The sequence below is a fragment of the Serratia sp. AKBS12 genome, assembly GCF_024793895.1.
Taxonomy (GTDB): domain Bacteria; phylum Pseudomonadota; class Gammaproteobacteria; order Enterobacterales; family Enterobacteriaceae; genus Serratia_F.
Window position 1 is genome coordinate 72,252 of sequence record NZ_JANUSB010000009.1, and the last position, 25,190, is coordinate 97,441.

Consider the following 25,190-nt stretch of genomic DNA (forward strand, 5'->3'; position numbering starts at 1 on the left):
TTAGCTCAGTTGGCTGCCGTTCCACACCTCGCCCAGGTTAATAACATGTTGGTTATTATAAGCGGCGCTGGCATTGATATTTTTTAATGGACTCCACAGGTTGTTCCAGGGAATAAACAGCGTGGCTTTTGGATAGAGCTGTAAAATGGTTGCGATCAGTTTGCCATAGTCAAACTGGCCGTTGGTAGTGGCCGGGCCCACTTCAGCAAATGAAAACGGCTTATTCAAGCTGAGCATTTCCTGATAACCTGCAATATGTTCCGGGGTGTCGGAGTACATGTCCAAACCGGTAATATCCACGCAGTCATCGCCCGGATAATAATCCGTTTTATAATCGCGGTTGGCGTCTGGCGAAAAGATCCACAGGAGATTGTTCAGGCCTTTATGGTTGGTAAAATAGCTGAACATATCCCGATAAAGCCGCTGATATAATCCAATACGCACCCGGTCATTACTGTTCTGACCCGAGGCGCCCCACCAGAACCATTCACCGTTCATCTCATGCAGCGGGCGGTAAAGTACGGTGATACCCAACGCATTTAACTGCTGCAACCCCTGCGCGACCTTGTCCAGCATCGCCAGCCAGCGTTGGCGCGCAGGGCTGCCCGCGAGCAGGATTTGTGAAAATTGGTCATTGCTGATTGGGTGTTTCAACGCACCTTCACCGGTGCCTGGGTTATTGCCGGCGAACACCGGGTTTGGCAGGTGGTGGCTGATGGCCACCAGACCGCCTTTCTTCCAATGGTCGATGAGCGTGCCATTGCAGCTAAAATCAATCAGACTGGCTTCATCACCTGGGGGGCAAATATCCCAGCCACGAGCATAATCGGCGGCATAGATTGCCGGAAACTTGCCGGTCAGGGTATGAATGTCATTGCCCTGCTGGAGAGAAAACGCATCTTCGCCGCCAATATTGCTGTAGCCGCCGAACGCGCCGGAAATAAGCTTTTTCCCGCTGCGGGTTGGCAGTTCGGTGAGCCATTGATAAATTTGCTGCGCGGTATTATCTGCCGACGAATTTGCTGTGGTGATAGCAATGTTTGTGATATTCGCCATATTGATTTCCTCGTTTAGTCATTGTCGATTTATTGCCGGCATGGAGCATCGCGGCAAGCAGAATTTAACAGTGAATAAAAACGAAGAAAGAAAGGCCGGTTGTGGAAATCATGGCACAAAAAAAGCTGCCTCGTTGAAACAGCAAAAAGCCCCGCAGGGCTTTTTGCTGTGGGAATCAGGCGGAAAAACCGCCGTCAATGCTCAGACTAGCGCCGGTGATGTACCCGGCTTCCGGCCCTGCCAGATAGGCGACAAAACTGGCAATTTCGTTATCTTTGCCGTAACGGCCGATAGCCATCATGGCTTTCAACTGTTCGGCGAATTCGCCGCTGTCGGGATTCATGTCGGTATCCACAGGGCCTGGCTGCACGTTGTTGACGGTAATGCCGCGTGGGCCAAGATCGCGCGCCATGCCCTTGGTCAAACCGACCAGCGCAGACTTGCTCATGGCATACACCGCACCGCCAGCAAACGGCATGCGTTCGGCGTTGGTACTGCCAATGTTGATGATGCGGCCGTGGTCATTCATGTGGCGTGCCGCTTCCTGGCTGGCAATAAAGACGCTGCGGACGTTAACCGCCAGCGTACGATCCAGATCCTCCAGCGGCAGTTCTTCGGTGCTGCCAAGTGCCAGGACGCCGGCGTTGTTCACCAGAATATCCAGTTTGCCAAAGTGATTTACCGCCTGACGAATCGCCTGTTGCAGAGCGGCAGCATCGGCGCTGTCGGCCTGAATGGCCAGAGCCTTGCCGCCTGCGGCGGTAATCTCGCTGACGATGGTATCGGCCTTGTCGGCTGATGCGACATAGGTTAACGCCACGGTAGCGCCTTCGCGCGCCAGGCGTTTGGCCACTGCCGCGCCGATGCCGCGAGAACCACCTTGAACAAAAGCGACTTTACCTGATAGTGAAAGCATTGCTGACATGATGTATCTCCAATTGGCAAGGATGATGATGACCCTGTCAGTATCAGAGAAATCAGCGGGGGGCACTAGCCATAAAGAGCTACAATCAGTTTAAACCATTGGTTTGAAATCACGTTCGAAGGAAAACGCATGTTGGGGCATCTTGAATGTTTTGTCAGCAGCGCCGAACTGGGCAGTTTTTCTGCCGCCGGTCGTAAATTAGGCATCAGCCCGGCCGCGGTGGGGAAAAATATCACCAAACTCGAAGCGCTGGTTGGCGTGCGACTGTTCCAGCGCAATACGCGCAAATTGATCCTCACCGAAGAAGGGGAGCGTTTTCTGCAGGAGGTCAAAGGCGGTTTGCAGTCGATTCAATGCGCGTTGAAGGGATTGAGCAGCAGTGGGGGCGTAGTGGCCGGTACGCTGAAGGTCAGCATGGGAACGGCCTTTGGCCTGCATTTCATACTGCCGATGCTACCGGAGTTCCTCGCCAGGTATCCGGCCATCGTGCCCGACTGGCATTTTGACAACCGTCAGGTGGATATCATCGGCGAGCAGTTTGACGCCGCGCTGGGCGGCGGCTTCGAACTGGCACAGGGAATGATCGCTCGCGAACTGGCCCCGGCTCATGGCGTGCTGGTCGCTTCTGCCGACTATCTGCGGCAGCGGTCAGCGCTGCTTCAACCGGAGCAGTTGGTTGAGCATGCGGGCATCTTTATTCGCTCCCCGCAAACCGGGCGCATCAGAAACCTGCCGTTGCGCAACGCAGACAACGAACAGCGCCCGCCCGCCATGCAGATAGCCATGACGGTGAACGAGCCTGCGGCGGCGGCGCAAGCGGCGGAAATGGGCATGGGGATTGCGCTGATTGCCATGCCGAACGCCTTGCCCTACCTGGAAAGCGGCCGTCTGCTCAGGGTGTTGCCGGAATGGTATATCGATCGTGGCAGCGTAAACCTCTATTTTCCCAGTCTCAAATTTCTGCCGACCAAAACCCGGGTGTTTGTCGATTACATCATCGAGCAGTTTCGTGCACAGAAGCTGGCGACACGATTTGATGCGCGCAGAAAATAATGGCACCTGCCGGTAGCTACGCTGGCAGGGGCAGGGATTCGCCACTACCTTTAAACTAGGTGGAGTGGGGAGTAAAGACGATGACGACAAATGCATTTATTGGCAGTTGGTCACTGGTGTCCTCGGTGTTCAAGAACGAAGACGGCGTGGTGAATCATCCGCTTGGCGAACGGGTTCTGGGGCGGATTAACTACGAAGCCAACGGCACCATGGCGGCACAGTTGTACAGCGCCGTGCGGCCGAAGTTTGCCTCGAACGATCCGGCGCAGGGCACGGACAGTGAACTGCGCACGGCATTTATCAACATGATCTGCTATTACGGCCGTTATCAGATTGACGAGCCGGATCAGCGGGTGATCCATCAGGTTGAAGGTTGCTCGTTCCCCAACTGGATCGGCAGCCGGCAAGTGCGTTTTTATACCTTTAGCGGCGACAAACTGACGCTGCGTACCGTGCCGCTACAAATCGGCAACGGCGTGCAAATCGGTGAGCTGATATGGCAACGGATCGGGGATGCTTCATGATCATTGTTCACCATCTGAATAATTCCCGCTCTCAGCGTATTCTCTGGCTGTTGGAAGAGCTGGAGGTGCCCTACCAGGTACAACGTTATCAACGTGATAGCGCCACCTTGCTGGCGCCTGCTGAACTCAAAAATATCCATCCGCTGGGCAAGTCGCCGGTGATTGTGGATGGTGACCTGACGCTGGCGGAATCCGGCGCGATTATTGAATACCTGCAAGAGGCCTACGACGCTCAGGGGCAGTTCATGCCAACCGATTATCATGCGCGCCAGCAGTATCGTTACTGGCTGCATTATGCAGAAGGTTCGTTGATGCCGCTGCTGGTGATGAAGCTGGTGTTTGGTCGGCTCGATCATCCGCCCATGCCGTGGCTGGTGCGGCCGGTCGCCGCTGCGATTGGCAAGGGGGTTCAGCGTGAGTATCTGGATAAACAGATTGCAACGCATCGTGATTATCTGGAACGGCATTTGGCGGCCAACGCCTGGTTTGTCGGCAATGATTTCAGCGCGGCGGATATTCAGATGAGTTTCCCGCTGGAAGCTTTGGCCGCGCGTTACCGGTTGGATAATTACCCCAAGCTGCGTGACTTTCTGCGGCGCATACAGGCGCGCCCGGCTTATCAACGGGCATTGGAGCAGGGCGGGCCCTATGACCTGCCGAGTTGATAACCTGGGCTATACTCGATGAGTCAAGGTTCATGGAGATAGCCGATGGCTACGCAAATCTTTGTTAATCTGCCGGTCAATGACCTGCCTGCGGCAATGACGTTTTTTGACCGGCTTGGTTTTACCTTCAATCAGCAATTTAGCGATGACACCGCTGCCTGCATGGTGGTGAGTGATACTATCTATGTGATGTTGCTGACACACGACAAATTCAAAATGTTTACCCCCAACCCAATCAGCGATGCCAGAAAGGCCAGCGAAGTGCTGCTCTGCCTGTCACAACCCAGTCGTGCCGCGGTGGACGAACTGGTGCGCAAGGCGGTAGCGGCCGGCGGTAATACCTATCATCAACCTCAGGATCACGGTTTTATGTACGGCCATGGTTTTCAGGATCTGGATGGCCACATCTGGGAGTTGATGTATATGGATCCGCAGGCCATGCAGCAACAGAGTCCTGCATAAGATCTTTCCAGCGACGAGCGGTTTACCGCCCGCTTATCTATGTGACAAAGGTCGCAGTTTCCGTAATGATGGTGTCGCACGCCTTTCGGCCGGTTTTGTTGCGATCTTTAGTTGATCACACGGCCTGGAAGGCGGGATAATCGTTTGCCTACACCAAAACATCATAAATTCACCCGTACCGTGCAATGGGAGTTAATCGTTTGCCTTGAATTGCGGCGCCTATTGGCTGCGATTGGGATGGATAAATAAGCAAACGTGACGGAAACGATTCCGTTGTTGCATTGCACGGACAGGTGAGCCGCTTTTTGCGAAAACACAGGGGACAGCAGCATGTCGGATTCTCAAGCAAACAACGCCGTTAAATCAAAAGGCGGGCTTGACGGGTATTTCAAGATTTCAGCGCGTGGCAGCAATGTGCGTCAGGAAGTGGTGGCCGGTCTGACGACCTTCCTGGCCATGGTCTATTCGGTGATCGTCGTGCCGAGCATGCTGGGCAAGGCCGGTTTCCCACCCACTGCGGTATTTGTCGCGACCTGTCTGGTGGCCGGCCTGGGGTCGTTGCTGATGGGGCTGTGGGCCAACTTGCCGATGGCGATTGGCTGTGCGATTTCACTGACCGCCTTCACCGCATTCAGCCTGGTGCTGGGCCAGCATATCAGCATTCCGGTTGCTTTGGGGGCGGTGTTCCTGATGGGCGTATTGTTTACCGTGATTTCGGTTACCGGTATCCGCTCCTGGATCTTGCGCAATTTGCCGATGGGCGTGGCGCACGGCACCGGTATCGGTATCGGCCTGTTCCTGCTGCTGATTGCCGCCAACGGCGTTGGTCTGGTGGTGAAGAACCCTCTGGACGGGTTGCCGGTAGCGCTGGGCGCCTTTACCTCGTTTCCGGTGGTGATGACGCTGCTCGGTCTGGCGGTGATTTTCGGCCTGGAAAAGCTGCGAGTGCCGGGTGGCATTCTGTTGGTGATCATCGCTATTTCGGTGATTGGCCTGATTTTTGATCCGGCGGTGACGTACCAGGGGCTGTTCGCGATGCCAAGCCTGGCTGACGAAAATGGCAACTCGTTGATTTTCAGCCTGGATATTATGGGGGCGTTGCAGCCTGTGGTACTGCCAAGCGTGCTGGCGTTGGTAATGACCGCGGTGTTTGACGCCACCGGGACCATTCGCGCAGTGGCCGGGCAAGCCAACCTGCTGGACAAGGACGGCCAGATCATCAGCGGAGGCAAAGCATTAACCTCCGATTCGGTGAGCAGCATTTTCTCCGGTCTGGTCGGCGCTGCGCCAGCTGCGGTCTACATCGAGTCGGCTGCGGGCACCGCCGCCGGTGGCAAGACCGGCCTGACGGCTACCGTGGTCGGTTTGCTGTTTCTGCTGATCCTGTTCCTGTCGCCGTTGTCGTACCTGGTTCCGGTATATGCGACCGCGCCAGCGCTGATGTACGTTGGCCTGCTGATGCTAAGCAACGTGACCAAACTGGATTTCAACGACTTTGTCGATGCGATGTCCGGCCTGCTGTGCGCGGTGTTTATCGTACTGACCTGCAACATCGTTACCGGCATCATGTTGGGCTTTAGCGCGCTGGTGATTGGCCGTATCTTCTCCGGTGAATGGCGCAAGCTGAACATCGGCACCGTGCTGATTGCCGTTGCGCTGGTTGCCTTCTATGCGGGCGGCTGGGCTATCTAAGCGTTGTTTCTAGCGGGGACGCCATCGCTGCGTCCCCGTTTCATCGACTCCATTCAGATAAGTCTCCTTCTTTATTTCGCCGTTTTTGAAAGGCACAACAAGCTTTCATCGCCATAAAAAAGTGTTCTACTATCACAGATACTCTGGCAACGAGCCTTTGTGGTCTGAACCGTAGAGTCTAAGGAAAGCATGGAAATCTTTTTTACTATTCTTATTTTGATCCTGGTGGTTTCACTGTCTGGGGTGGTGACACGAATGTTGCCGTTCCAGGTGCCGTTACCGTTAATGCAAATTGCCATCGGGGCGATGTTGGCCTGGCCGCATTTCGGACTGCACGTTGATTTTGATCCTGAACTGTTTTTAGTGCTGTTCATCCCGCCGCTGCTGTTTGCTGACGGTTGGAAAACCCCAACGCGCGAATTTATTCATCACGGTCGCGAAATCCTTGGGCTGGCACTGGTGCTGGTGTTGATCACCGTGGTCGGGGTCGGTTATCTGATCTATCTGATGGTGCCGGGCATTCCGCTGGTGGCGGCATTTGCGCTGGCGGCGGTGCTGTCGCCAACCGATGCGGTTGCACTGGGTGGCATCGTCGGCAAGGGGCGCATTCCCAAATCCATTATGGGGGTGCTGGAAGGCGAAGCGTTGATGAACGACGCGTCCGGTCTGGTATCACTTAAATTCGCCATTGCGGTAGCGATGGGAACCATGGTGTTTACCGTCGGCGGTGCGACGCTGGAATTCCTCAAAGTGGCGATAGGTGGTCTGCTGGCGGGGGTGGCGGTGACCTGGCTGTACAGTAAGTCGCTGCGCATCATGAGTCGCTGGAGCGGTGACGACCCGGCGACGCAAATCGTCTTGCTGCTGCTACTGCCGTTCGCCTCTTACCTGATTGCCGAACACATCGGGGTTTCCGGCATTCTGGCGGCGGTAGCGGCCGGCATGACCATCAGCCAGTCTGGTGTGATCCGTAATGCGCCGCTGGCCATGCGACTGCGCGCCAACAGCGTCTGGGCGATGCTGGAATTTGTCTTCAATGGCATGGTGTTCATCATGTTGGGACTGCAACTGCCGGGGATTTTGGAAACCTCTATCCTGCAGGCCGAGCTGGATCCTACCATTGAAACCTGGTACCTGTTCGCCGACGTGGCGATTATTTATGCCGCGCTGCTGATCCTGCGTTTTACCTGGTTGTGGTTGATGAAAGGCGCCAGCAAACGCTTCCTGAAAAAACGCCCGTTGCTGTTTGGCGATTACACCACGCGTGAGCTGTGGGTGGCCTCGTTTGCTGGGGTTCGAGGGGCGATTACGCTGGCCGGTGTGTTGTCGATCCCGCTGTTGTTGAGCGATGGCAGCGCGTTTCCGGCGCGTTACCAACTGGTGTTTATCGCCGCCGGTGTGATCCTGCTGTCATTGCTGGTTGGGGTGCTGGCTTTGCCGTTGTTGCTACGTGGCGTGCAGGTCGCGGACAAAAGCGCCAGCAAAAGCGAGGAGCGCATGGCAATTGCCATGGCGGCGGAAGTGGCGATCGAAAGCATTAACAAAATGGAAGAGCGCCTGGCGGCAGACACCGAAGAGAATCTCGATCCGCAGGTGCTGAAGGAAATCAGCTCGCGGGTGGTGGGCACGCTGCGGCGGCGTATCGCCAGTGAAGACGATATCGAAAACGCGCTGGAGCTGGAAAACCTGGAACGGCGCTTCCGCCTGACGGCATTGCGCGCCGAACGCGGGGAGTTGTATCACCTGCGCGCCACGCAAAAAATCAGTAACGAGACGCTGCAAAAACTGCTGCATGACCTCGACCTGCTGGAAGCGTTGCTGGTAGAACGCGAAGGATAATGCCACAGGGCCGCGTTTGCGGCCCTGATTATTTCGGCGTAGGCCAGAAGTCACGACAGCAGGCAATCCAGGCTTGCGCGCTATGGGATAGGTAGCTGCCCTGGCGCCAGATCAGGCCGACCTTCCATTCCATCACCGGCTCCAGCGGCAGCCAGATCAGGTTGCTTTTATCCAGCCACTGGCACACCGGTTCCGGCAGCATGGCGATCCCGACCCCAGCCTGCACCATCGAAGCCAGAAAATCCCACTGCCCGCTGCGTACCGCGATTTTGGGGGCGATCTCGGCCTGGCGGAAAGCCGTCATCAGCATTTTGTACAGCGCGAAATCTTCGTTGTAAATCAGAATCGGCCAGTCAGCCAATTCGTCGATAGTCACGCTGGTGCGATTTTGCCAGTGGGCATTACGCGGGGCGACCACGCACATGGGATGGCGCAGCAGCGGCAGGAAGGTGAGCGGTTGTTCGACCTCGGGCGAATATACCGTCATGGCGAGATCCAGTTCTCCGGCCAGCACCGCCTGTTCGCCGGACAGTCCTCCCAGTTCGGAAATTTTCAGTTCGACGCCAGGATAGGTTTGGCGAAAGGTACGGATCAGTTCGGCTATCTGTCGGCCCACCATCGGTGGTATGCCCAACCGCAACACCCCTTTGCGTACCGAGCCGATGTCTTCCAGCTCTGCCTCAAGCTGGCGAAATTCATCCAGGATGGCGAGACCGCGCTGGTACACCGCCTGGCCGCTGTCGGTCAGGTGCAATTTCCGCCCCTCGCGGATCAGCAGCGTGCATTCCAGCTCATCTTCCAGATGGCGCAGCATTTTGCTGATGGTCGGCTGGGTGACAAACAGCTTTTCCGCTGCGCGGGTAAAACTTTGCTGACGCACCACTTCAACGAAGTAGCGCAGAGTGCGAACATCCACAGTTCTTCTCCCGATGAGCCGTACCGGCGGTAAACTATTCCCTTACGGCATGATGTTGATAATTTTAATTCATTTCAGTAGATGTTTCTCGGCTGCGTATACTGAAACTCGGAATTTTTTGCTCGAGGTTAGTTGCCATGTCTATGGCGTTACGCGCGGCTGCGCCATCGCTGCTCAACCGCTTACAGGTACCGATTCAGGTCATTTTGTATGTGGTGCTGTTTCTGATTGCCGATCGGCTGGTGCAGCAGTTTCATCTGCCGCTGCCGGCCAATATCGTCGGCATGCTGATGTTGCTGTCGTTGATTGTGCTACGGGTGTTGCCGCTGCGCTGGGTGAAGGCCGGGTCACGCTGGCTACTAGCCGAAATGCTGCTGTTCTTTGTGCCGGCGGTGGTGGCGGTGGTGAACTATGCCCAGCTACTGATGGTGGAAGGGTGGAAGATCTTTCTGGTGATAGCCATCAGCACCACCTTGACACTGGCGGCGACCGGGGTGGTGGTCGATCGCGCGTACCGTTTTGAACTTTGGCTGCAACGGCGCAAAGCACGATGAATGACTTTTTTGTCAGTGTGATTTGTTTTGCCGCGACGCTGGCGCTGTATTACGTCAATAAGACACTGTATCGCCGGCGACGTACGCTGTTGCTGATGCCGCTGGTGTTAACGCCGATGGTGTTGGTGGTAATGCTGGTAGTAACGCACGTTTCCTATCAGGACTATATTAGTGAAACCCACTGGCTGCTGTGGTTGCTTGGCCCGGCGACCATCGCGTTTGCCGTGCCGGTTTACGAGAACCTGCATATTATTCGCCGCCACTGGCTGTCGCTCGGCGTTGGGGTAGTCACCGCGGTGCTGGTGGCGGTGTATAGCTCGGTGTGGCTGGCGCAATTGCTGACGTTGCCGGAAGAAGTACAACGCAGCCTGGCAGTACGTTCGATTACCACGCCCTTTGCCTTGGAGGCCGCCAGGCAAATGGGCGGTCAGCCGGATTTGGTCGCGCTGTTTGTGGTGATCACCGGCGTGTTTGGCATGGCGATCGGGGAGATACTGTTTCTGCGATTGGCGGTGCGCAGCCGTCTGGCGAAAGGCGCCGGGCTTGGTGCCTCGTCACACGGCGCCGGCACCGCCCGCGCCTATGAAATGGGCGAAGAGGAAGGCGTGGTTTCCAGTCTGGTGATGATGCTGGCTGGCATCATCACCGTCGTGGCTGCGCCGCTGATTGGACAACTGATGTGGTAAATGCCGCCCCCAGCGCCGGTGAAAGCCGGCGCCGAAGCGACTAGCGTCGCGCGGCGTCGAGCAGCGCAACCACCAGCGGTGACAACTGCGCATGCAACGCGGCACGCTCAGACTGGAACAGCGTAGCCATGAAAAAACGGTGCTCGGGCAGTTCGATGGAGCGCACATCGCCTTCGCGATCGTGGCCGCTGATAATCAGCGGGTATTGCCGTAGTTCAGCGACAAAGTCCGGATTTACACCGAAGTTGCAGTGATACCCCTCGTGCGTTTCCAGCCGGCCATAGATTTCGGCAATGCGCGTTTGTGGCTGAAAGACGATAGTGCCGGTTGTTTCCACCAGCGAGCAGGTTAACGGGGTAATGACCTGACGACCCTCGCTGTCGGTTTCCGCGTGGCTGGCATTATGCCAGCCCATGACGTTGCGGGCATATTCCACTACCGCGTACTGGAACCCACCGCAGGAGCCAAGGAAGGGGACATTCTGCTCGCGTGCGTGGCGGATAGCGATAAATGCGCCGTCATCGTTTTGATACGGGCTACCGGGGACGAGCCAGATGGCGTCATAGCCTGCCAGTGCTTCAACATGGTTGACGGTTTCAGTCGGCAGCCAGCAGGGGGCAATATCCACATCCAGGTGGGCGGCAGCAAGGGACAGAGCAATGGGAATGGCCTGGTGGGCAACGGCCTGGGGACGATAGTCTCCGACCAAGGCAAGGCGGACTCGGGTTTTCATTACTATCTCCTGTGCAGGGAAAGCATGAAGGTTACAACAATGTTAACTATGGTTCCGCTGAAATCTGACAAATATGGCACGAAATGCCGGGGAGGATAACAGCGGGCGCAGCAGGTACTACGCCCGGAATGACGTGGGGGATCAATACAGGGACGGCGCACCGGTCGGGCGCGTTTTGAACCGGCGATGCAGCCACATATATTGCTCTGGCGCTCGCATGATCTCTTTTTCTACCACTTTGTTCATATAGGCCGCCGCGGCCATTTCATCGGCGATTGGGTAATCTTCCAACGCCGGCTGGATTAGCAGATCGTAACCGCTGCCGTTTTCACGGCGAATCAGCACTACCGGCACCAACGCCGGTTGAGCCATGCGTGCCAGCATAAAGGTACCGCTGGTGGTGGCGGCCTGGTCAACGGCAAACAACGGTGCGAAAACGCTGCCGCGTGGGCCGTAATCCTGATCCGGTGCGAACCACACCGCTTCGCCGCGTTTCAGTGCATGTACCATGCCGCGCAGATCCTTGCGATCGAGCATCGCCTTGTTGGAACGCATGCGACCTTTGGTCTGCGCCCATTCCATCGCCTTATTGTTGTGCGGGCGATACATGGCCATCATCGGCTGGCACAGGCCCATTGCGCGGCCGCCAAGTTCCAGCGACATGAAGTGCACGCCAATTACCAGCACGCCGCGCTGGTTTTGCTGTGCCATTTTCAGGTGATTGATGCCGGAGACGTTAAACCAGCGTTTTACACGTTTGTCGGACCAGAACCACGCCATGCCGGTTTCCAGCAGACCCATGCCGAGGGATTCGAAATTGCCTATTACCTTGCGCTCACGTTGTGCCTCATCCATATCCGGGAAACACAGTTCCAGGTTGCGGCGGGTGATCGAGACGCGGCGCTTCAAAAAGCGCATCGAGGTACGCCCCATCCATACCCCCAGTCTGTGTAACACGGGGTAGGGCAGTTGGACTAGCAGGAACAGCACCGCGAGGCCAAACCAGGTCAGCCAGTAGCGAGGGTGCAGCAAGGCACGTTTGAATTTTTGCGGACGCTTCATATCAACTCATTTTGCGTTAAGGGGTAGAAACCTGTAACGCATAAAGAAGCCACTCGATAGCGATACAATTACTCAGACACCCAGACCAGATTATCGTTTAGTCATTGACTAAATCTTTACATTCGAAGTGCGGTTCGCATGCTAATCAGGCGGAAGAAGAACGGCTGTTGGCAAGCCGACGTGGCTCTAAGAATGTACAGTATACCACAGCCTACGGCAGTGGATGTAAGAGGGATATGTGATTATTCTCATTCCGCCACCGCGGGGAGTGAGGTCGTCATCCGCCGCAGGCGGGGGCGGCTGGAGGGAGGCCGGTAAGGCCTGGCTGCGGCACAAAGAGATTGAACGACGGCATGAGCGGAGCGCGCGACGTTTTTCATCGTCGCCGTTCGTCTGGCCAAATAAAAAGGCGCCGCCTCTTGCGAGGTTGCGCCTTTTCAACATGCAGCTGACTAGTATCAGTTCATGCCGTATTTTTTCAATTTCTTACGCAGGGTGCCGCGGTTGATGCCCATCATCAGGGCTGCACGGGTCTGGTTGCCACGGGTGTATTGCATCACCATGTCCAACAGTGGCTGTTCAACTTCAGCCAGTACCAGCTCATACAGGTCATTAACATCCTGACCATTCAGTTGAGCAAAATAGTTCTTCAGTGCTTGTTTAACCGAGTCGCGCAGAGGCTTTTGGGTCACTTGATCCTGTGAGTTCACGGTTGAAACGGTCAGTACGTCAGAATTTACGCGTTGTTCGAACATAGTTCTGTCAGCTCTTTTTTGTTACGCAAGATTTTCGAAATATGCCTCCAACGCCTCCAGCTGTTCGCTGGCATCCTCTATGGCGTTGAATGTGCGCCGAAACTGGTCATTCGGGGCGTGTTCCTGTAAGTACCAGGATACGTGCTTACGAGCAATCCGGAATCCCTTGCCTTGGCCGTAAAAGCCGTGCAATTCCCGAATGTGCCCTATCAACAAGCGCTTTACCTCGCCAAGCGGCAGCGGAGGCAGCAACTCCCCAGTGTCCAGATAATGCTGGATTTCCCGGAAGATCCAGGGTCTCCCCTGAGCAGCACGGCCTATCATCAGAGCGTCAGCCCCGGTGTAGTCGAGCACTGCTCTGGCTTTATGCGGGTCAGTAATGTCGCCATTCGCGATAATCGGAATGGAAACGTTCTGCTTAACTGCCCGAATGCTGTCGTATTCCGCGTTGCCATTAAACAGGCAGGCACGGGTTCGGCCATGAATCGTCAAGGCCTGAATACCACAGTCTTCGGCCAATTGGGCAATCTCTACACAGTTACGGTGTTCTGGCGCCCAGCCGGTACGGATTTTCAGCGTTACCGGTACATCCACCGCGTTAACCACCGCGAGGAGGATCTGTTTGACCAGATCCGGGTACTGCAACAAGGCAGACCCTGCAAGTTTCCGGTTCACCTTTTTAGCCGGGCAACCCATATTGATGTCGATGATCTGTGCGCCGCTGGCCACGTTAATCCGGGCGGCGGCGGCCATATCATCCGGATCGCAACCGGCAATTTGCACGGAGCGAATCCCAGGTTCATCGCTATGAACCATGCGCAGACGTGACTTATCCGTTCGCCACACCTCCGGATTGGAGGAGAGCATTTCAGATACAGCCATCCCAGCACCCATTGCATGACACAAGGTTCTGAACGGGCGATCGGTGATCCCGGCCATCGGGGCCGCAATCAGGCAATTTGTTAACTGGTGGTGTCCAATGCGCATAGACAAAGAGTGACCATACTGTGTCCGCAAGGGCGCGTATATTACGCATTTTTTCGTCGAGATGAAAGGCCAAACTTTGACCGATTTACTGCAATCGATCAATGAAAATGCGGTTCACAGTGCCGCTATAAAATATTATATATATTTAACAATAACTTGATTAATTGTGCTCGTTTTATGTTCAGTAAAATAATCGCCGAACAACAGGATATTATCTGTCATTGACGGCTTTTTAGCAGGTAAACAGCGGGAGTCGGCGCGGGATATCAGGGTAAAACATTGATGTTGGCGAAATATCGTGGTGGTGGCTACTGTTTCTTGGCGAGGCAGAGGCAGAGACAGAGGCAGAGGCAGAGGCCAGAGTGGCCCAGTCAATGATGAGTAGACCATTCAGCGGCTGTACAGGGCGTTTGCTGGCATGTCGGAACACCAACGTGACTGGATGAGGAGGGCGGACGGCGTCTGCGGTTCACCCGGGGGAGGACGAATGCTGAACAACTCGCCCCCAGCGTATTCTTGTCGCTACGGTGGGGGCGCACAAATGCGGATTGCCTAGCGGCGTTGCCCGGTAATACGGCACCAGTCTTCTCTTTCAGCGACCGGATCGAGTACAAAACTGTCCTGGTAGGCTTCCGCCACGCTGTTCGCCTGGGTTGCCAGCACGCCGGACAGGCCAAGGTAACCGCCGGATTTTGGCAGACAGCTAATCAATGGCGCCAACTCGCGTAGCGGCCCAGCCAGGATGTTGGCTACGACCACGTCAGCCTGCAAGTCGGCCGGCTGGTCTTTAGGCAGGTACAGCTCCAGCCGCTCTGAAACGCCGTTACGCTGCGCGTTGTCGCGGCTGGCCTGAATGGCCTGCGGGTCGATATCAATGCCGATGGCGCGCGCGGCACCGAGTTTCAGCGCTGCAATTGCCAGAATGCCGGAGCCGCAACCGAAGTCAATCACGGTTTTCCCTGCCAGATCGAGGCCGTCGAGCCATTGCAGACACAGCGCAGTGGTTGGGTGCGTGCCGGTACCGAAGGCCAGGCCTGGATCCAGCATCACGTTGACGGCATCCGGATCCGGCACGTCGCGCCAGCTCGGGCAGATCCACAGGCGTTCGCCAAAGCGCATCGGGTGGAAGTTATCCATCCATTCACGCTCCCAGTCCTTGTCTTCCAACTGTTCGATTTTATGGCGGAAGCCGGCACCCAGTAGCGGATGCTGCTCCAGGATGGCCACGACTTCGGCCATATCGGTTTCGGCATCGTAAAGACCGATCACATCGGTATCGCCCCACAGCAGGGTTTCACCGGGCAACGGCTCAAATACCGGATTATCATGGGTGTCCTGGAAGGTCACCGAGACCGCGCCGCTCTCGACCAGCGCATCACTCAGGTCTTCCGCCTGGTTGCCGGTGGTGTTCAGTTTAAGTTGGATCCAAGGCATAACAATTCTCTTCAAGAAGATAGGGATGATGCCGTCCGGCGCTTGTCGCCGAAGGCATTACCGATATAAAACGCCAGCAGGCTCAACAGCAGCGCAGGCACGATAGGGTGCAGTCCGGCGGGTTGCAGTTTCAAACTGGCCAATAGCGTATAGCATACCGCACCTGTCACCATTGAGCTAAGCGCGCCCTGGGCATTGGCACGCTCCCAGTACAATCCGAGCACCAGCGGCCACAGAAACACCGCCTCCAGGCCCCCAAACGCCAGCAGGTTCAGCCAGATGATCATCTCGGGCGGACGCCATGCGGCCAGCAGCACCAGCAACCCGAGGATTAGCGTAGTCAGGCTGGAGAAGCGTTTGATCATTTTCTCGTTACCCACCTGCTGTGGCCGAACGCCAAGATACAAGTCTTTTACGATGGTAGCGGAAGATTGCAGCAGTTGGGCATTGATGGTCGACATGATCGCCGCCATCGGAGCGGCAAGGAAAATACCGGCGGCATAGGGCGGTAGTACGGTGATCATCAGCGTCGGGATCACCTGATCGGGGATCTTCAAGTCCGGCAGCACCGCGCGGCCCAGCGCGCCGGCCAGGTGCATGCCAAACATCAACAGTGCCACCACCACGGTGCCGAGAATAATGCCACGGTGCACCGCTTTACTGTCTTTATACGAAATGCAGCGTACCGCGGTATGCGGCAGGCCAATTACGCCGAAGCACACCAGGATCCAGAACGACGCCATAAACGGCAGGCTGAGGATCTGCTCCCCGCCTTGCGGCGATACCAGCGCCGGATCGATCTGTTGCAATTTGTCCACCGCACTGTGCAGGCCGCCGGCGGCATGGATCACCGCCGTCAGCAGCAATACGGTGCCCAACAGCATCACCAGTCCCTGCATGGCGTCATTGAGCACGCTGGCGCGGAACCCGCCGAACGCGGTATACAGCGCGATGCTGATGCCGAAAATCAGCAAGCCGGTGTCATAGGGGATACCCGCTGCGGTTTCCAGCAGACGAGCGCCGCCGATAAACTGCACCGTCATGGCGCCGAGAAACGCCACCAGCAGGCTCAGGCTGGCCAGCCACACCAGCAACCGGCTGTGATAACGGGCGAACAGCATATCGTTGAGAGTGATGGCGTTATAACGCCGCGCCAAAATAGCGAATTTTTTGCCCAGTACGCCAAGAGAAAGCCACACTGCCGGCAGCTGGATCATCGCCAGCAATACCCAGCCAAGACCATATTTATACGCCGCGCCCGGCCCACCAATAAACGAACTGGCGCTGATGTAGGTGGCGGTCAGGGTCATTGCCAGCACGAAGCCACCCATCGAGCGGCTGCCGAGGAAGTATTCGTTGAGAAAATTACCGCTCTGCCGACGGCTGTAGGCATAGGCGGAGAGCCCGAATACCAGTACCAGATAGGCGATCAGCGGTACGATGATTTCAGTTTGCATCGTTGTCCTCCAGCGGGATATCGCGGAACACGGTGCGTACCATCAGCCAGCACAGCACGATAAATACCAGCGGAACCAGCAGGCAGGCCATTTCGAACCAGTGTGGCAGGCCGGTGATGCCGATCTCGCTGTCCGGCAGATAGGCTGCCAGCGCCCATGCGAGCACGTACAATAGCGTTAAGCCGAGCGCCCAGCGCGCTTCACGATGAGCCTGTATAAAACGTTTTTCCATCCGTAGCTCCAAGCGGTTTACGGTCTCCCCGTTGTTTTGCGCCGCAGCGGCAATGTCAGGGGGAAGATGGATTTACCAGAGGAAAGGGATTTTACGTCAAGGTCGGCATTTGCCAAGTGATTAAGCTACCGGAAGCCGCAAAGAAAAGGGCCGGTGATATACCGGCCCTGACATATGAGATCGGTCGACAACTCAGGTTTCTTGCAGACCCAGTTTTTTCTCCAGATAGTGGATGTTGGTACCACCGTGCTGGAAGTTTTCGTCGTTCATGATCTTGAGCTGTAGCTCGACGTTGGTTTTGATGCCGTCGATGATCAGTTCAGCCAGCGCATTTTTCATGCGCGCGATCGCCACGTCACGGTTTTCACCGTAGGTAATCAGCTTGCCGATCATGGAGTCATAATATGGCGGCACGGTATAGCCGGAATAAATATGCGACTCCCAACGTACGCCAAAGCCGCCTGGCGCATGGAAACGGGTGATCTTGCCCGGGCTTGGCAGGAAGGTGTTTGGATCTTCGGCGTTGATACGGCATTCCACCGCATGGCCCTGTACCTTCACTTCTTCCTGTTTGATCGACAGCGGTTGACCGGCAGCGATGCGCAGCTGCTCTTTGATCAGATCCACGCCGGTGATCATTTCGGTAACCGGGTGTTCTACCTGGATACGGGTGTTCATTTCGATGAAATAGAACTCGCCGTTTTCATACAGGAACTCGAAGGTGCCTGCACCACGGTAGCCGATTTCCACGCAGGCCTTCGAGCAGCGCTCGCCAATGTAGCGACGCATTTCGTTGGTAATGCCCGGTGCCGGAGCTTCTTCGACCACTTTCTGGTGGCGACGCTGCATCGAGCAGTCACGCTCGGCCAGATAGATGGCGTTACCCTGACCGTCTGCCAACACCTGAATTTCGATGTGGCGTGGGTTTTCCAGGTATTTTTCCATATAAACCATGTCGTTGTTGAAAGCCGCTTTGGCTTCCGCCTTGGTCATGGAAATGGATTGCTCAAGATCTTTGTCGCTGCGCACGACGCGCATACCGCGACCGCCGCCGCCGCCGGACGCCTTGATAATTACCGGATAACCGATGCGTTTGGCAAAGGCGCGGTTCTTATCCATGTCGTCGGTCAACGGGCCGTCAGAACCGGGTACGCAGGGTACGCCGGCTTTTTTCATCGCGTTGATGGCGGAAACCTTGTCGCCCATCAGGCGAATGGTTTCGGCTTTCGGGCCGATAAAGATGAAGCCGGAGCGCTCAACCTGCTCGGCAAAGTCGGCATTTTCGGACAGGAAACCGTAGCCCGGGTGGATCGCCACTGCGCCGGTGATTTCGGCGGCAGAGATGATGGCCGGGATATTCAGGTAACTTTTTACCGACGGCGCCGGACCGATGCACACGGTCTCGTCAGCCAGCAGTACGTGTTTCAGATCGCGATCGGCTGCGGAATGCACCGCAACGGTCTTGATGCCCAGCTCTTTGCAGGCACGCAGGATACGAAGCGCGATCTCGCCGCGGTTGGCGATAACAATTTTATCAAGCATGTGGTGCGCCTCGTTATTCGATGACGACCAGTGGCTCGTCATATTCTACCGGTTGGCCGTTCTCAACCAGGATGGCTTTAACCGTACCGGATTTGTCGGCTTCAATCTGGTTCATCATTTTCATCGCTTCAACGATGCACAAGGTATCGCCGGCGTTGACTTTCTGGCCCACTTCCACGAAGGCTTTCGCGTCCGGGCTTGGGGTACGGTAGAAGGTACCTACCATTGGGGAACGAACGATGTGGCCACTCATGGCCGCTGGTGCTGCAGGGGTTTCTGCGGCAGGCGCAGTGGCAACGGCGGTAGCCAGCGCAGGTTGCTGCTGGGCCGGCATTGCATAGGCCTGTTGCATCATCGGGTAAGCCTGCGCCGGTGCGGCACGGCTGATACGAACCGACTCTTCGCCTTCAGAGATTTCCAGTTCAGAAATACCTGATTCTTCAACCAGTTCGATCAGTTTCTTGATTTTACGAATATCCATGAGTGTGATTCCGTACTCTTTTTGCGTAAACCCTTGCTACTTGGCGTTGCAGGCGCGATGGCGTGGCTGCAACACTCGGTATTGGGGGTATTTAGTTGGATTTTGACAAGCGGTTAGCCGCTGCCTGTAAAGCAAAGCTGTAGCCATCCGCGCCGAGACCGCAAATCACGCCTACCGCAATATCGGACAGGTAAGAGTGATGGCGGAAAGGCTCACGGGCGTGCACGTTGGACAGGTGGATCTCGATAAACGGGATTTGCACCGCCAGCAGCGCATCGCGCAGCGCCACGCTGGTATGCGTGAATGCCGCAGGGTTGATCAGAATGAAATCCGTATTGCCGCGTGCCTGATGGATACGATCGATCAGCGCATGCTCGGCGTTGGATTGCAGATGGCTCAGAGTGATGTCCAGCGCGAGCGCCTGGTTTTCCAATCCGTTAACAATCTCGGTCAACGTCGTGCTGCCGTACTTGTCCGGCTCACGCGTCCCCAGCAGATTAAGATTGGGGCCGTTCAGAAGCAAAATGTGAGACTTGTCTTGCATTGTGCTGGCATCTCCGGCAATAAAACCATCATCGTTGAAAATAACCCGATGTTAGCGATTTGTCACCTTTTTCGGGGGAAAAACGCGCGGCCCTTACGGGTAAGGTCGGGCATTATAACGATATCGTAGCAATTCGCAGCTAAATACTGGTCTTATCAGCGAAGATATTCAAGCCCCATCTGGGAGGTATGTGGTTCCCCAGTTGGCAAAAGTCGCGCCGTTGGCATGTGCCAGCGCCGCGTGCAGCGCGAAAAACGCCGATGTTGCAGGGTATCTGAGAGTGGCAAACGGAAAAAGTTCCGCCAGCGTCAGCGCCACCAGGCGCGGAATTTCTTGTAACGCAGAGCCAGCAGTACCGCCGCCAGCAGCGCATAGATCACCGGCTGTGGTGAGAGGGTCTTCACCGACCAGAGGTAGTGGATCGGTGCCAGAATGGCAGCCAGATAGACGAAGTTATGCAATTTCTGCCATTTGCTGCCCAACTTGCGCATGGCCCATTGGGTCGAGGTTGCTGCCAGCGCCAGCAGCACCAGCCAGCTGATAATGCCGAGCGTCAGGTAAGGGCGCGACAGCAGTTCGCTGCCCAACAGACCCAGGTTGCTCAGCCCCAGTTCAAGGGTCGAGTAGCTGATCAGGTGCAAACTTCCCCAGGTAAAGCACCATAGACCAACCAGGCGACGGCAGCGCATCAGCAACGCCTGGTGGCTGTAGCGCGCCAGTGGGGCGATCAACAGCGTGGCCAGCAGCAGTTTGAGCGTCATGCGGCCGGTAAAATGCTGAATGTCTTTGGCCGGATCGGCGCTGAGCCAACCTTGATTCACCGCCAGTATCAGCCACAGCAGCGGCAGCAATGCGGCCAGATGGATCAGCACCTTCAGCGCCGTAATATGCACCGGTTTCAACCGCACTTAGAAGTTCTCCCGCAAATCCATACCGCGGTACAGCGAAGCCACCTGATCGCCATAACCGTTGAACAGCAGCGTTGGCTGCCGCTTGACGTCCAGGATGCCGCCAGAGCCGATCACCCGCTCGCTGGCCTGTGACCAGCGTGGGTGATTGACCTGCGGATTGACGTTGGCATAAAACCCGTACTCGTTCGGCGCAGAAAGGTTCCAGGTGGTTGGTGGCTGGTCTTTGGTCAGGCGAATATGCACGATGGACTTGATACCCTTGAAGCCGTATTTCCACGGGGTAATCAAGCGTAGCGGTGCGCCGTTTTGCGGCGGCAGCGTTTTGCCGTATACGCCGACCGTCATCAACGCCAGCGGATGCATCGCTTCATCCAGCCGCAGCCCTTCTACGTAGGGGTATTTCAGGCCTCCGCCGATAAAACGATCTTTCTGCCCCGGCATCTGCTCGGGATCGTACAGAGTCTGGAACGCAACGAAGCGCGCATTGCTGTTTGGCTCGGCCAGCTTCAACAGCTTGCCCAGTTCGAAGCCGATCCACGGCACCACCATCGACCAGGCTTCCACGCAGCGCATGCGGTAAATACGCTGTTCCAGCGGGAATCGCTTCATCAGATCATCGATATCGAGGGTGATCGGTTTGGCGACTTCGCCGTCGATGCGCACTTTCCAGTCTGCAGTTTTCAAGCCACCGGCATTGGCAGCGGGATCGGCCTTGTCCAGACCAAATTCATAGAAGTTGTTATAGCCGGTCACTTTGTCTTCCGGCGTGAGATCCAGCTTGGCCTGCCACTGCGACGGCTGGCTGAATTCCAGCGCTTTGCCCGGCGGTGCCTTGGGACGATCGTTGCCCTTGAACCATGACAGCAGATCGGCCTGCGCATTGAGCGGCAGAGCCAGTGACGCAGCGCTGAGACCCAACGCCTGCAATACCTTGCGCCGCTGATGGAACACGCTTTCCGGCGTGACATCGGCTTCGGTCAGTTTACGCGGTTTGCTCATGGTCATGTCCTCCGTGGTGATGAATCAAGCATGGCGCGAAACGGCGTCAGAAGCGAGCCACCGCCAGAAAATATGAAATTTCGCAGAAGGGATGTGCGGCGGGCGATCGGGGCAGGATAGTCGGGCGCGGCAGGCCGCGCCTGGCGTTAATGTTAACGAATTTTCACCAGCGTACGGCCGGTCACCTGGTTGCTCAGCAATGCCGCGGCGGTGGCGGGCGCCTGTTCCAGCGTGATTTCATGCGTCGCCTGCTGATAGAAGCTGTCCGGCAGAATACCGGCCAGACGCTCCCAGGCGGTTTGCCGGCGATGCAGCGGCGTATGCACCGAATCGACCCCTTGCAGGCGTACGTTGCGCAGGATAAAGGGCATCACGGTGGTGGGCAGTTGATAGCCGCCAGCCAGCCCGCAGGCGGCGACGGTGCCGTTGTAATTCATCTGTGCCAGCACGCGCGACAACAGCTTGTCGCCAACGGTGTCCACCGCCCCAGCCCACAGCTGCTTTTCCAGCGGCCTTGGCGTTTCGATGTAACCGCTGCGTGACAGGATTTCTTTGGCGCCGAGCGATTTTAAATAGGCGGTATTGCTGTCGCGGCCACTTAGCGCAGTGACCTGATAACCCAGTGCAGACAAAATGGCGATGGCGGTGCTGCCGACGCCACCGCTGGCTCCGGTGACCAGCACGTTGCCATCATCCGGACGCACGCCACCCTCTTCCAGTGCCATGACGCACAGCATGGCGGTGAAGCCGGCTGTGCCAAGGATCATCGCCTTGCGTTCATCAAGCCCTTGCGGCAACGGCACCAGCCATTCACCGGAAACGCGCGCGCGCTCCGCCAGCCCGCCCCAGTGATTTTCGCCGACGCCCCAGCCGGTCAGCACCACGCTCTGGCCTTCCTTGAAGCGCTGATCCTTGCTGCTGACTACCGTGCCGGCGAAATCGATGCCGGGCACCATTGGGAAATTGCGGACGATCTTGCCTTTACCGGTGATAGCCAGTGCGTCTTTATAGTTCAGACTGGACCAGTTGACGTCGACCGTGACATCACCGTCGGGTAAACGATCGCTGTCGATATTCTGCACCTGGGCTATGGTGTGTTCGCCTTGCTGTTCCAATAATAGTGCGCGCATATCACTCTCCCTCTCATATAATTCGTGATGCGAATGGCTGAGTTTGCTTTCTTTGACTATATGCATAATAGGCAAGTTATGTCCTGATAAAGCACAAATTAAAGTGGTTAAAAGGTTTCTTTCATTGGTTATGCTTGGTAGGTTGATGCGCAGCCCTGACGGCGAAACGCCACGCCCTGCGCCGCTAAAAAAGGGCGATTATCGATTAAAAATCAGGCTGAAACGTTGGTGTCAGATAGACAGGATCGGCTCCTTTTCTCTCGAAAGGCGCAGAGTTACTTAACCATAGCGAACAAGGCACAGGGATGCGATTTACCACCAAACTCTCTGCATTGATTACCCTGCTCGTCGCACTGGCTATGTTTTTGATGCTGATGGGCTGTTCCTACAGCTTCTTCTATGTCACCCAGGAGCGTATGGAGCGCCGTTTTGACGCGCTGGTAACCTCGATCGATCAGGCGCTGCTGCTGGACACGCCCCAGGATCAGGAAAAGTGGCTGCCGCTGCTGACACGGCCATTGGGCATCGTCGCGATCAGTGTGGATACTGCGAGTAGCAATTTATTACGTTATCAGGCACCTACGATAAAACAGCCATGGGACGCCCTGGCCGGCTACCGGCAGGTTGCTTTGCCATTGCTGCATCACCCCGAAAGTACGCTGCACATTACCTATCAGGATCCCTTTGCCGGGGACGTGCGATCGCTACAGTCGACCATGGCGGTTACGCTGGCGATTGTCGTTATGGTGATCGTGCTGTTGTTCAGCCTGCGTTGGCTACGCGAACAGGCGGAGGGGGAGGATATCCTCGAACGCCGTGCGCGGCGTATTCTCAACGGCGAGCGTGAAGAGGTGATGAAAGGCGAGGTGCGCGAATGGCCCGCCAGCGTCAGCGGAGCGCTCGATCGGTTGTTGGCGGACTTGGCCGACGCGCGCGAAGAGCGCAGTCGGGTTGATACTCTCATCCGAGCATTTGCCGCGCAGGATGCGAAAACCGGCCTTAACAACCGACTGTTTTTTGATAACCAGCTGACGACTCAGCTGGAAGAGGAGGGGTCGCACGGTATTGTGATGATGGTGCGTTTCCCTGACTTCGACACCCTGCGTGAAACCTACGGCAACGCCGCTGTGCAGGAGCTGATGTATTCGCTGGTCAATCTGTTGTCCACCTTCGTCATGCGCTATCCGGCGGCGTTGTTGGCGCGCTATTTCCACAGCGATTTTACCGTGTTGCTGCCGCATCGTAGCTTGAAGGAGGCGGATGGTATCGCCTCACAATTGGTCAACGCCATCGACTCGTTACCTTCGAAGGCGCTCATCGAGCGCGAAGCGTTTTTACATATTGGCATCGTAGCCTATCGCAGCGGGCAAACCACCGAACAGATTATCGATTATGCCGAGCAGGCGACGCGCCACGCCGCATTGCAGGGCGAAAACGGCTGGTACGTCTATGACAGCCAGGTGCCGGAGAAAGGGCGTGGCAGCGTGAAGTGGCGTACCCTGCTGGAACAGGTGCTGGCGCGCGGTGGCCCACGGCTGTATCAGAAGCCGGCGATTGACGTCGACGGCGAGGTTCATCACCGGGAAATCATGAGCCGAATTTACGACGGGACGCAGGAATTGCTGCCGGCAGAATATATGCCGCTGGTGCAGCAGTTCGGGTTGGCGGAAAGTTACGATCGCCAACTGATGGGGCGCATTATTCCGTTATTGCGGTTATGGCCCGAAGAAACGCTGGCATTTCCGCTGTGTGTCGACTCATTATTGCAGCGGCCGTTCCAGCGTTGGTTGCGCGATACGTTGTTACAATGTGAAAAAACGCATCGGCGGCGGATTCTGATTGAACTTGCAGAGGCGGATGTGTGTCAACATATCGACCGCTTACGCCCGGTATTGCGTTTGCTTGCAGGATTGGGCTGTCGTCTGGCGGTTTCCCAAGCGGGATTGACCGTGGTCAGCACCTCCTATATCAAGAAGTCGTTGCAGGTGGAAATCGTCAAGCTCCACCCCGGTTTGGTGCGGAGTATTGATAAGCGCGATGAAAATCAACTGTTCGTTCAGAGTCTGTCCAGTGCCTGCGAAGGTACCTGCGCGCGGCTGTTTGCCGCCAGTGTGCGTACGCGCAGTGAGTGGCAGACGTTGAAGGAGCGTGGTATTCACGGTGGCCAGGGCGACTTTTTCGCATCGCCGGAACCGATTGATGTCGGGCGCAAAAAATATTCGCGTCGTTATCGTGTTTAAGCTGAATATTTGAGTGATTTTTAACGTAGAATGGCCCGTCCTTTCCTGTCGAACGTTGGTAGGTGCTTACCACCAGTGGCAATCAGGGAAAATGTTAGATTTTATGAGCTGTGTTACGCCGTTTTTGTGCGTTGACAGGGTGGTAAGCTGAGCCTTTGTTCAGGGAATTCAGGCCTCATCCAATTTCCGCGCATTCGAGCAGAAACAATACAGACTATTTTTCACCGAAGTAGAACGTTTTTGCGCCTTGTCGCTGCTTCGTGTGGTTGGTAAAGTAGGCGGATTTTATTTTCCGCCCCCAGCTTGCAGGA

General features: G+C 56.2%; 25 protein-coding genes. 9 read left to right on the plus strand and 16 right to left on the minus strand.

The genetic code is table 11. The features are described 5' to 3' along the window. The gene (locus tag NYE85_RS06690; protein ID WP_259003896.1) at window positions 1-1,056 is read right to left on the minus strand and encodes a glycoside hydrolase family 26 protein; all 1,056 of its coding nucleotides are present in this window, start codon (window positions 1,054-1,056) and stop codon (window positions 1-3) included. A 175-nt stretch (window positions 1,057-1,231) separates the two neighbouring features. Beyond that, window positions 1,232-1,981: a 3-oxoacyl-ACP reductase family protein gene (locus NYE85_RS06695; protein WP_259003897.1), complete on the minus strand. Its 750-nt coding sequence runs from the start codon at window positions 1,979-1,981 to the stop codon at window positions 1,232-1,234. Between the two features lie 129 nt (window positions 1,982-2,110). Between NYE85_RS06695 and NYE85_RS06700 the strand changes: the two genes are divergently transcribed. The 6 genes from NYE85_RS06700 (at window position 2,111) to NYE85_RS06725 (ending at window position 8,216) form a co-directional block, all read left to right on the plus strand. Continuing rightward, on the plus strand, window positions 2,111-3,034 hold the full coding sequence (locus NYE85_RS06700) for a LysR family transcriptional regulator (protein ID WP_259003898.1): 924 nt from the start codon (window positions 2,111-2,113) through the stop codon (window positions 3,032-3,034). A gap of 80 nt (window positions 3,035-3,114) precedes the next feature. Then, the gene (locus NYE85_RS06705; RefSeq protein WP_259003899.1) at window positions 3,115-3,558 is read left to right on the plus strand and encodes a lipocalin-like domain-containing protein; all 444 of its coding nucleotides are present in this window, start codon (window positions 3,115-3,117) and stop codon (window positions 3,556-3,558) included. Further along, window positions 3,555-4,223 carry a glutathione S-transferase family protein gene (locus tag NYE85_RS06710; protein ID WP_259003900.1) on the plus strand — a complete coding sequence of 223 codons (669 nt, stop codon included), beginning with the start codon at window positions 3,555-3,557 and terminating at the stop codon, window positions 4,221-4,223. Before NYE85_RS06705 ends, NYE85_RS06710 begins: the two co-directional genes overlap by 4 nt. A 45-nt stretch (window positions 4,224-4,268) precedes the next feature. After that, window positions 4,269-4,685 carry a VOC family protein gene (locus tag NYE85_RS06715; RefSeq protein WP_259003901.1) on the plus strand — a complete coding sequence of 139 codons (417 nt, stop codon included), beginning with the start codon at window positions 4,269-4,271 and terminating at the stop codon, window positions 4,683-4,685. Window positions 4,686-5,015: 330 nt separating this feature from the next. Continuing rightward, entirely contained in the window at window positions 5,016-6,377 is a 1,362-nt protein-coding gene (locus NYE85_RS06720) for an NCS2 family permease (protein ID WP_259003903.1), read from the plus strand. 189 nt (window positions 6,378-6,566) lie between these two features. Continuing rightward, entirely contained in the window at window positions 6,567-8,216 is a 1,650-nt protein-coding gene (locus NYE85_RS06725; protein ID WP_259003904.1) for a Na+/H+ antiporter, read from the plus strand. Window positions 8,217-8,244: 28 nt separating this feature from the next. Here the strand turns inward: NYE85_RS06725 and NYE85_RS06730 are convergent, their stop codons facing one another. Next, a complete protein-coding gene (locus tag NYE85_RS06730) occupies window positions 8,245-9,132 on the minus strand; it encodes a LysR family transcriptional regulator (protein ID WP_259003905.1) in 888 nt (295 codons plus the stop codon). A gap of 137 nt (window positions 9,133-9,269) precedes the next feature. On the opposite strand from NYE85_RS06730, the gene NYE85_RS06735 reads away from it, so the two are divergent. Beyond that, window positions 9,270-9,686 carry a CidA/LrgA family protein gene (locus tag NYE85_RS06735; protein ID WP_259003906.1) on the plus strand — a complete coding sequence of 139 codons (417 nt, stop codon included), beginning with the start codon at window positions 9,270-9,272 and terminating at the stop codon, window positions 9,684-9,686. Further along, entirely contained in the window at window positions 9,683-10,372 is a 690-nt protein-coding gene (locus NYE85_RS06740) for an LrgB family protein (protein WP_259003908.1), read from the plus strand. The genes NYE85_RS06735 and NYE85_RS06740 overlap by 4 nt, the downstream gene beginning before the upstream one ends. A 40-nt stretch (window positions 10,373-10,412) precedes the next feature. On the opposite strand, the gene NYE85_RS06745 is transcribed toward NYE85_RS06740, so the two are convergent. The 13 genes from NYE85_RS06745 to NYE85_RS06805 form a co-directional block, all read right to left on the minus strand. Then, window positions 10,413-11,105, minus strand: a complete 693-nt coding sequence (locus NYE85_RS06745) for a CTP synthase (protein ID WP_259003909.1) — start codon at window positions 11,103-11,105, stop codon at window positions 10,413-10,415. 141 nt (window positions 11,106-11,246) lie between these two features. Beyond that, complete coding sequence (gene lpxP, locus NYE85_RS06750; protein WP_259003910.1) at window positions 11,247-12,167, minus strand: kdo(2)-lipid IV(A) palmitoleoyltransferase; 921 nt, start codon at window positions 12,165-12,167, stop codon at window positions 11,247-11,249. A 458-nt stretch (window positions 12,168-12,625) separates the two neighbouring features. Further along, window positions 12,626-12,922: a DNA-binding transcriptional regulator Fis gene (gene fis, locus NYE85_RS06755; protein ID WP_000462905.1), complete on the minus strand. Its 297-nt coding sequence runs from the start codon at window positions 12,920-12,922 to the stop codon at window positions 12,626-12,628. 21 nt (window positions 12,923-12,943) lie between these two features. Beyond that, entirely contained in the window at window positions 12,944-13,909 is a 966-nt protein-coding gene (dusB, locus tag NYE85_RS06760) for a tRNA dihydrouridine synthase DusB (RefSeq protein ID WP_259003911.1), read from the minus strand. 552 nt (window positions 13,910-14,461) lie between these two features. After that, window positions 14,462-15,343: a 50S ribosomal protein L11 methyltransferase gene (prmA, locus tag NYE85_RS06765; protein WP_259003912.1), complete on the minus strand. Its 882-nt coding sequence runs from the start codon at window positions 15,341-15,343 to the stop codon at window positions 14,462-14,464. Between the two features lie 11 nt (window positions 15,344-15,354). Beyond that, complete coding sequence (gene panF, locus NYE85_RS06770) at window positions 15,355-16,800, minus strand: sodium/pantothenate symporter (protein ID WP_259003913.1); 1,446 nt, start codon at window positions 16,798-16,800, stop codon at window positions 15,355-15,357. After that, window positions 16,790-17,032 (minus strand): YhdT family protein, encoded by a 243-nt coding sequence (locus tag NYE85_RS06775; protein WP_259003914.1) that lies wholly within the window; start codon window positions 17,030-17,032, stop codon window positions 16,790-16,792. The genes panF and NYE85_RS06775 overlap by 11 nt, the downstream gene beginning before the upstream one ends. A 192-nt stretch (window positions 17,033-17,224) precedes the next feature. Continuing rightward, a complete protein-coding gene (gene accC / locus NYE85_RS06780; RefSeq protein ID WP_004958046.1) occupies window positions 17,225-18,574 on the minus strand; it encodes an acetyl-CoA carboxylase biotin carboxylase subunit in 1,350 nt (449 codons plus the stop codon). Window positions 18,575-18,587: 13 nt separating this feature from the next. After that, window positions 18,588-19,055 (minus strand): acetyl-CoA carboxylase biotin carboxyl carrier protein, encoded by a 468-nt coding sequence (gene accB, locus NYE85_RS06785; protein ID WP_004958048.1) that lies wholly within the window; start codon window positions 19,053-19,055, stop codon window positions 18,588-18,590. Between the two features lie 91 nt (window positions 19,056-19,146). Beyond that, on the minus strand, window positions 19,147-19,599 hold the full coding sequence (aroQ, locus tag NYE85_RS06790) for a type II 3-dehydroquinate dehydratase (protein WP_259003915.1): 453 nt from the start codon (window positions 19,597-19,599) through the stop codon (window positions 19,147-19,149). A gap of 308 nt (window positions 19,600-19,907) precedes the next feature. Further along, entirely contained in the window at window positions 19,908-20,507 is a 600-nt protein-coding gene (gene msrQ, locus NYE85_RS06795) for a protein-methionine-sulfoxide reductase heme-binding subunit MsrQ (protein ID WP_259003916.1), read from the minus strand. Then, window positions 20,508-21,509 (minus strand): protein-methionine-sulfoxide reductase catalytic subunit MsrP, encoded by a 1,002-nt coding sequence (gene msrP / locus NYE85_RS06800; protein WP_259003918.1) that lies wholly within the window; start codon window positions 21,507-21,509, stop codon window positions 20,508-20,510. It abuts the gene before it with no gap. A gap of 152 nt (window positions 21,510-21,661) precedes the next feature. Then, a complete protein-coding gene (locus tag NYE85_RS06805) occupies window positions 21,662-22,639 on the minus strand; it encodes an MDR family oxidoreductase (RefSeq protein WP_259003919.1) in 978 nt (325 codons plus the stop codon). A gap of 305 nt (window positions 22,640-22,944) precedes the next feature. On the opposite strand from NYE85_RS06805, the gene csrD reads away from it, so the two are divergent. Further along, window positions 22,945-24,879 carry an RNase E specificity factor CsrD gene (gene csrD, locus NYE85_RS06810; RefSeq protein WP_259003920.1) on the plus strand — a complete coding sequence of 645 codons (1,935 nt, stop codon included), beginning with the start codon at window positions 22,945-22,947 and terminating at the stop codon, window positions 24,877-24,879. The last annotated feature ends 311 nt before the right edge of the window (window positions 24,880-25,190 follow it).

What these genes read in the sequence shown, in the direction of transcription:
- panF (WP_259003913.1), bottom strand. Translation starts at nt 16,800, where the DNA reads ATGCAAACTGAAATCATCGTACCGCTGATCGCCTATCTGGTACTGGTA.
- NYE85_RS06745 (WP_259003909.1), bottom strand. Translation starts at nt 11,105, where the DNA reads ATGAAAACCCGAGTCCGCCTTGCCTTGGTCGGAGACTATCGTCCCCAG.
- csrD (WP_259003920.1), top strand. Translation starts at nt 22,945, where the DNA reads ATGCGATTTACCACCAAACTCTCTGCATTGATTACCCTGCTCGTCGCA.
- NYE85_RS06740 (WP_259003908.1), top strand. Translation starts at nt 9,683, where the DNA reads ATGAATGACTTTTTTGTCAGTGTGATTTGTTTTGCCGCGACGCTGGCG.
- NYE85_RS06690 (WP_259003896.1), bottom strand. Translation starts at nt 1,056, where the DNA reads ATGGCGAATATCACAAACATTGCTATCACCACAGCAAATTCGTCGGCA.
- accC (WP_004958046.1), bottom strand. Translation starts at nt 18,574, where the DNA reads ATGCTTGATAAAATTGTTATCGCCAACCGCGGCGAGATCGCGCTTCGT.
- NYE85_RS06695 (WP_259003897.1), bottom strand. Translation starts at nt 1,981, where the DNA reads ATGTCAGCAATGCTTTCACTATCAGGTAAAGTCGCTTTTGTTCAAGGT.
- NYE85_RS06735 (WP_259003906.1), top strand. Translation starts at nt 9,270, where the DNA reads ATGTCTATGGCGTTACGCGCGGCTGCGCCATCGCTGCTCAACCGCTTA.
- lpxP (WP_259003910.1), bottom strand. Translation starts at nt 12,167, where the DNA reads ATGAAGCGTCCGCAAAAATTCAAACGTGCCTTGCTGCACCCTCGCTAC.
- NYE85_RS06715 (WP_259003901.1), top strand. Translation starts at nt 4,269, where the DNA reads ATGGCTACGCAAATCTTTGTTAATCTGCCGGTCAATGACCTGCCTGCG.
- NYE85_RS06775 (WP_259003914.1), bottom strand. Translation starts at nt 17,032, where the DNA reads ATGGAAAAACGTTTTATACAGGCTCATCGTGAAGCGCGCTGGGCGCTC.
- aroQ (WP_259003915.1), bottom strand. Translation starts at nt 19,599, where the DNA reads ATGCAAGACAAGTCTCACATTTTGCTTCTGAACGGCCCCAATCTTAAT.
- NYE85_RS06700 (WP_259003898.1), top strand. Translation starts at nt 2,111, where the DNA reads ATGTTGGGGCATCTTGAATGTTTTGTCAGCAGCGCCGAACTGGGCAGT.
- msrP (WP_259003918.1), bottom strand. Translation starts at nt 21,509, where the DNA reads ATGAGCAAACCGCGTAAACTGACCGAAGCCGATGTCACGCCGGAAAGC.
- prmA (WP_259003912.1), bottom strand. Translation starts at nt 15,343, where the DNA reads ATGCCTTGGATCCAACTTAAACTGAACACCACCGGCAACCAGGCGGAA.
- NYE85_RS06725 (WP_259003904.1), top strand. Translation starts at nt 6,567, where the DNA reads ATGGAAATCTTTTTTACTATTCTTATTTTGATCCTGGTGGTTTCACTG.
- NYE85_RS06705 (WP_259003899.1), top strand. Translation starts at nt 3,115, where the DNA reads ATGACGACAAATGCATTTATTGGCAGTTGGTCACTGGTGTCCTCGGTG.
- fis (WP_000462905.1), bottom strand. Translation starts at nt 12,922, where the DNA reads ATGTTCGAACAACGCGTAAATTCTGACGTACTGACCGTTTCAACCGTG.
- accB (WP_004958048.1), bottom strand. Translation starts at nt 19,055, where the DNA reads ATGGATATTCGTAAAATCAAGAAACTGATCGAACTGGTTGAAGAATCA.
- dusB (WP_259003911.1), bottom strand. Translation starts at nt 13,909, where the DNA reads ATGCGCATTGGACACCACCAGTTAACAAATTGCCTGATTGCGGCCCCG.
- NYE85_RS06805 (WP_259003919.1), bottom strand. Translation starts at nt 22,639, where the DNA reads ATGCGCGCACTATTATTGGAACAGCAAGGCGAACACACCATAGCCCAG.
- NYE85_RS06710 (WP_259003900.1), top strand. Translation starts at nt 3,555, where the DNA reads ATGATCATTGTTCACCATCTGAATAATTCCCGCTCTCAGCGTATTCTC.
- NYE85_RS06720 (WP_259003903.1), top strand. Translation starts at nt 5,016, where the DNA reads ATGTCGGATTCTCAAGCAAACAACGCCGTTAAATCAAAAGGCGGGCTT.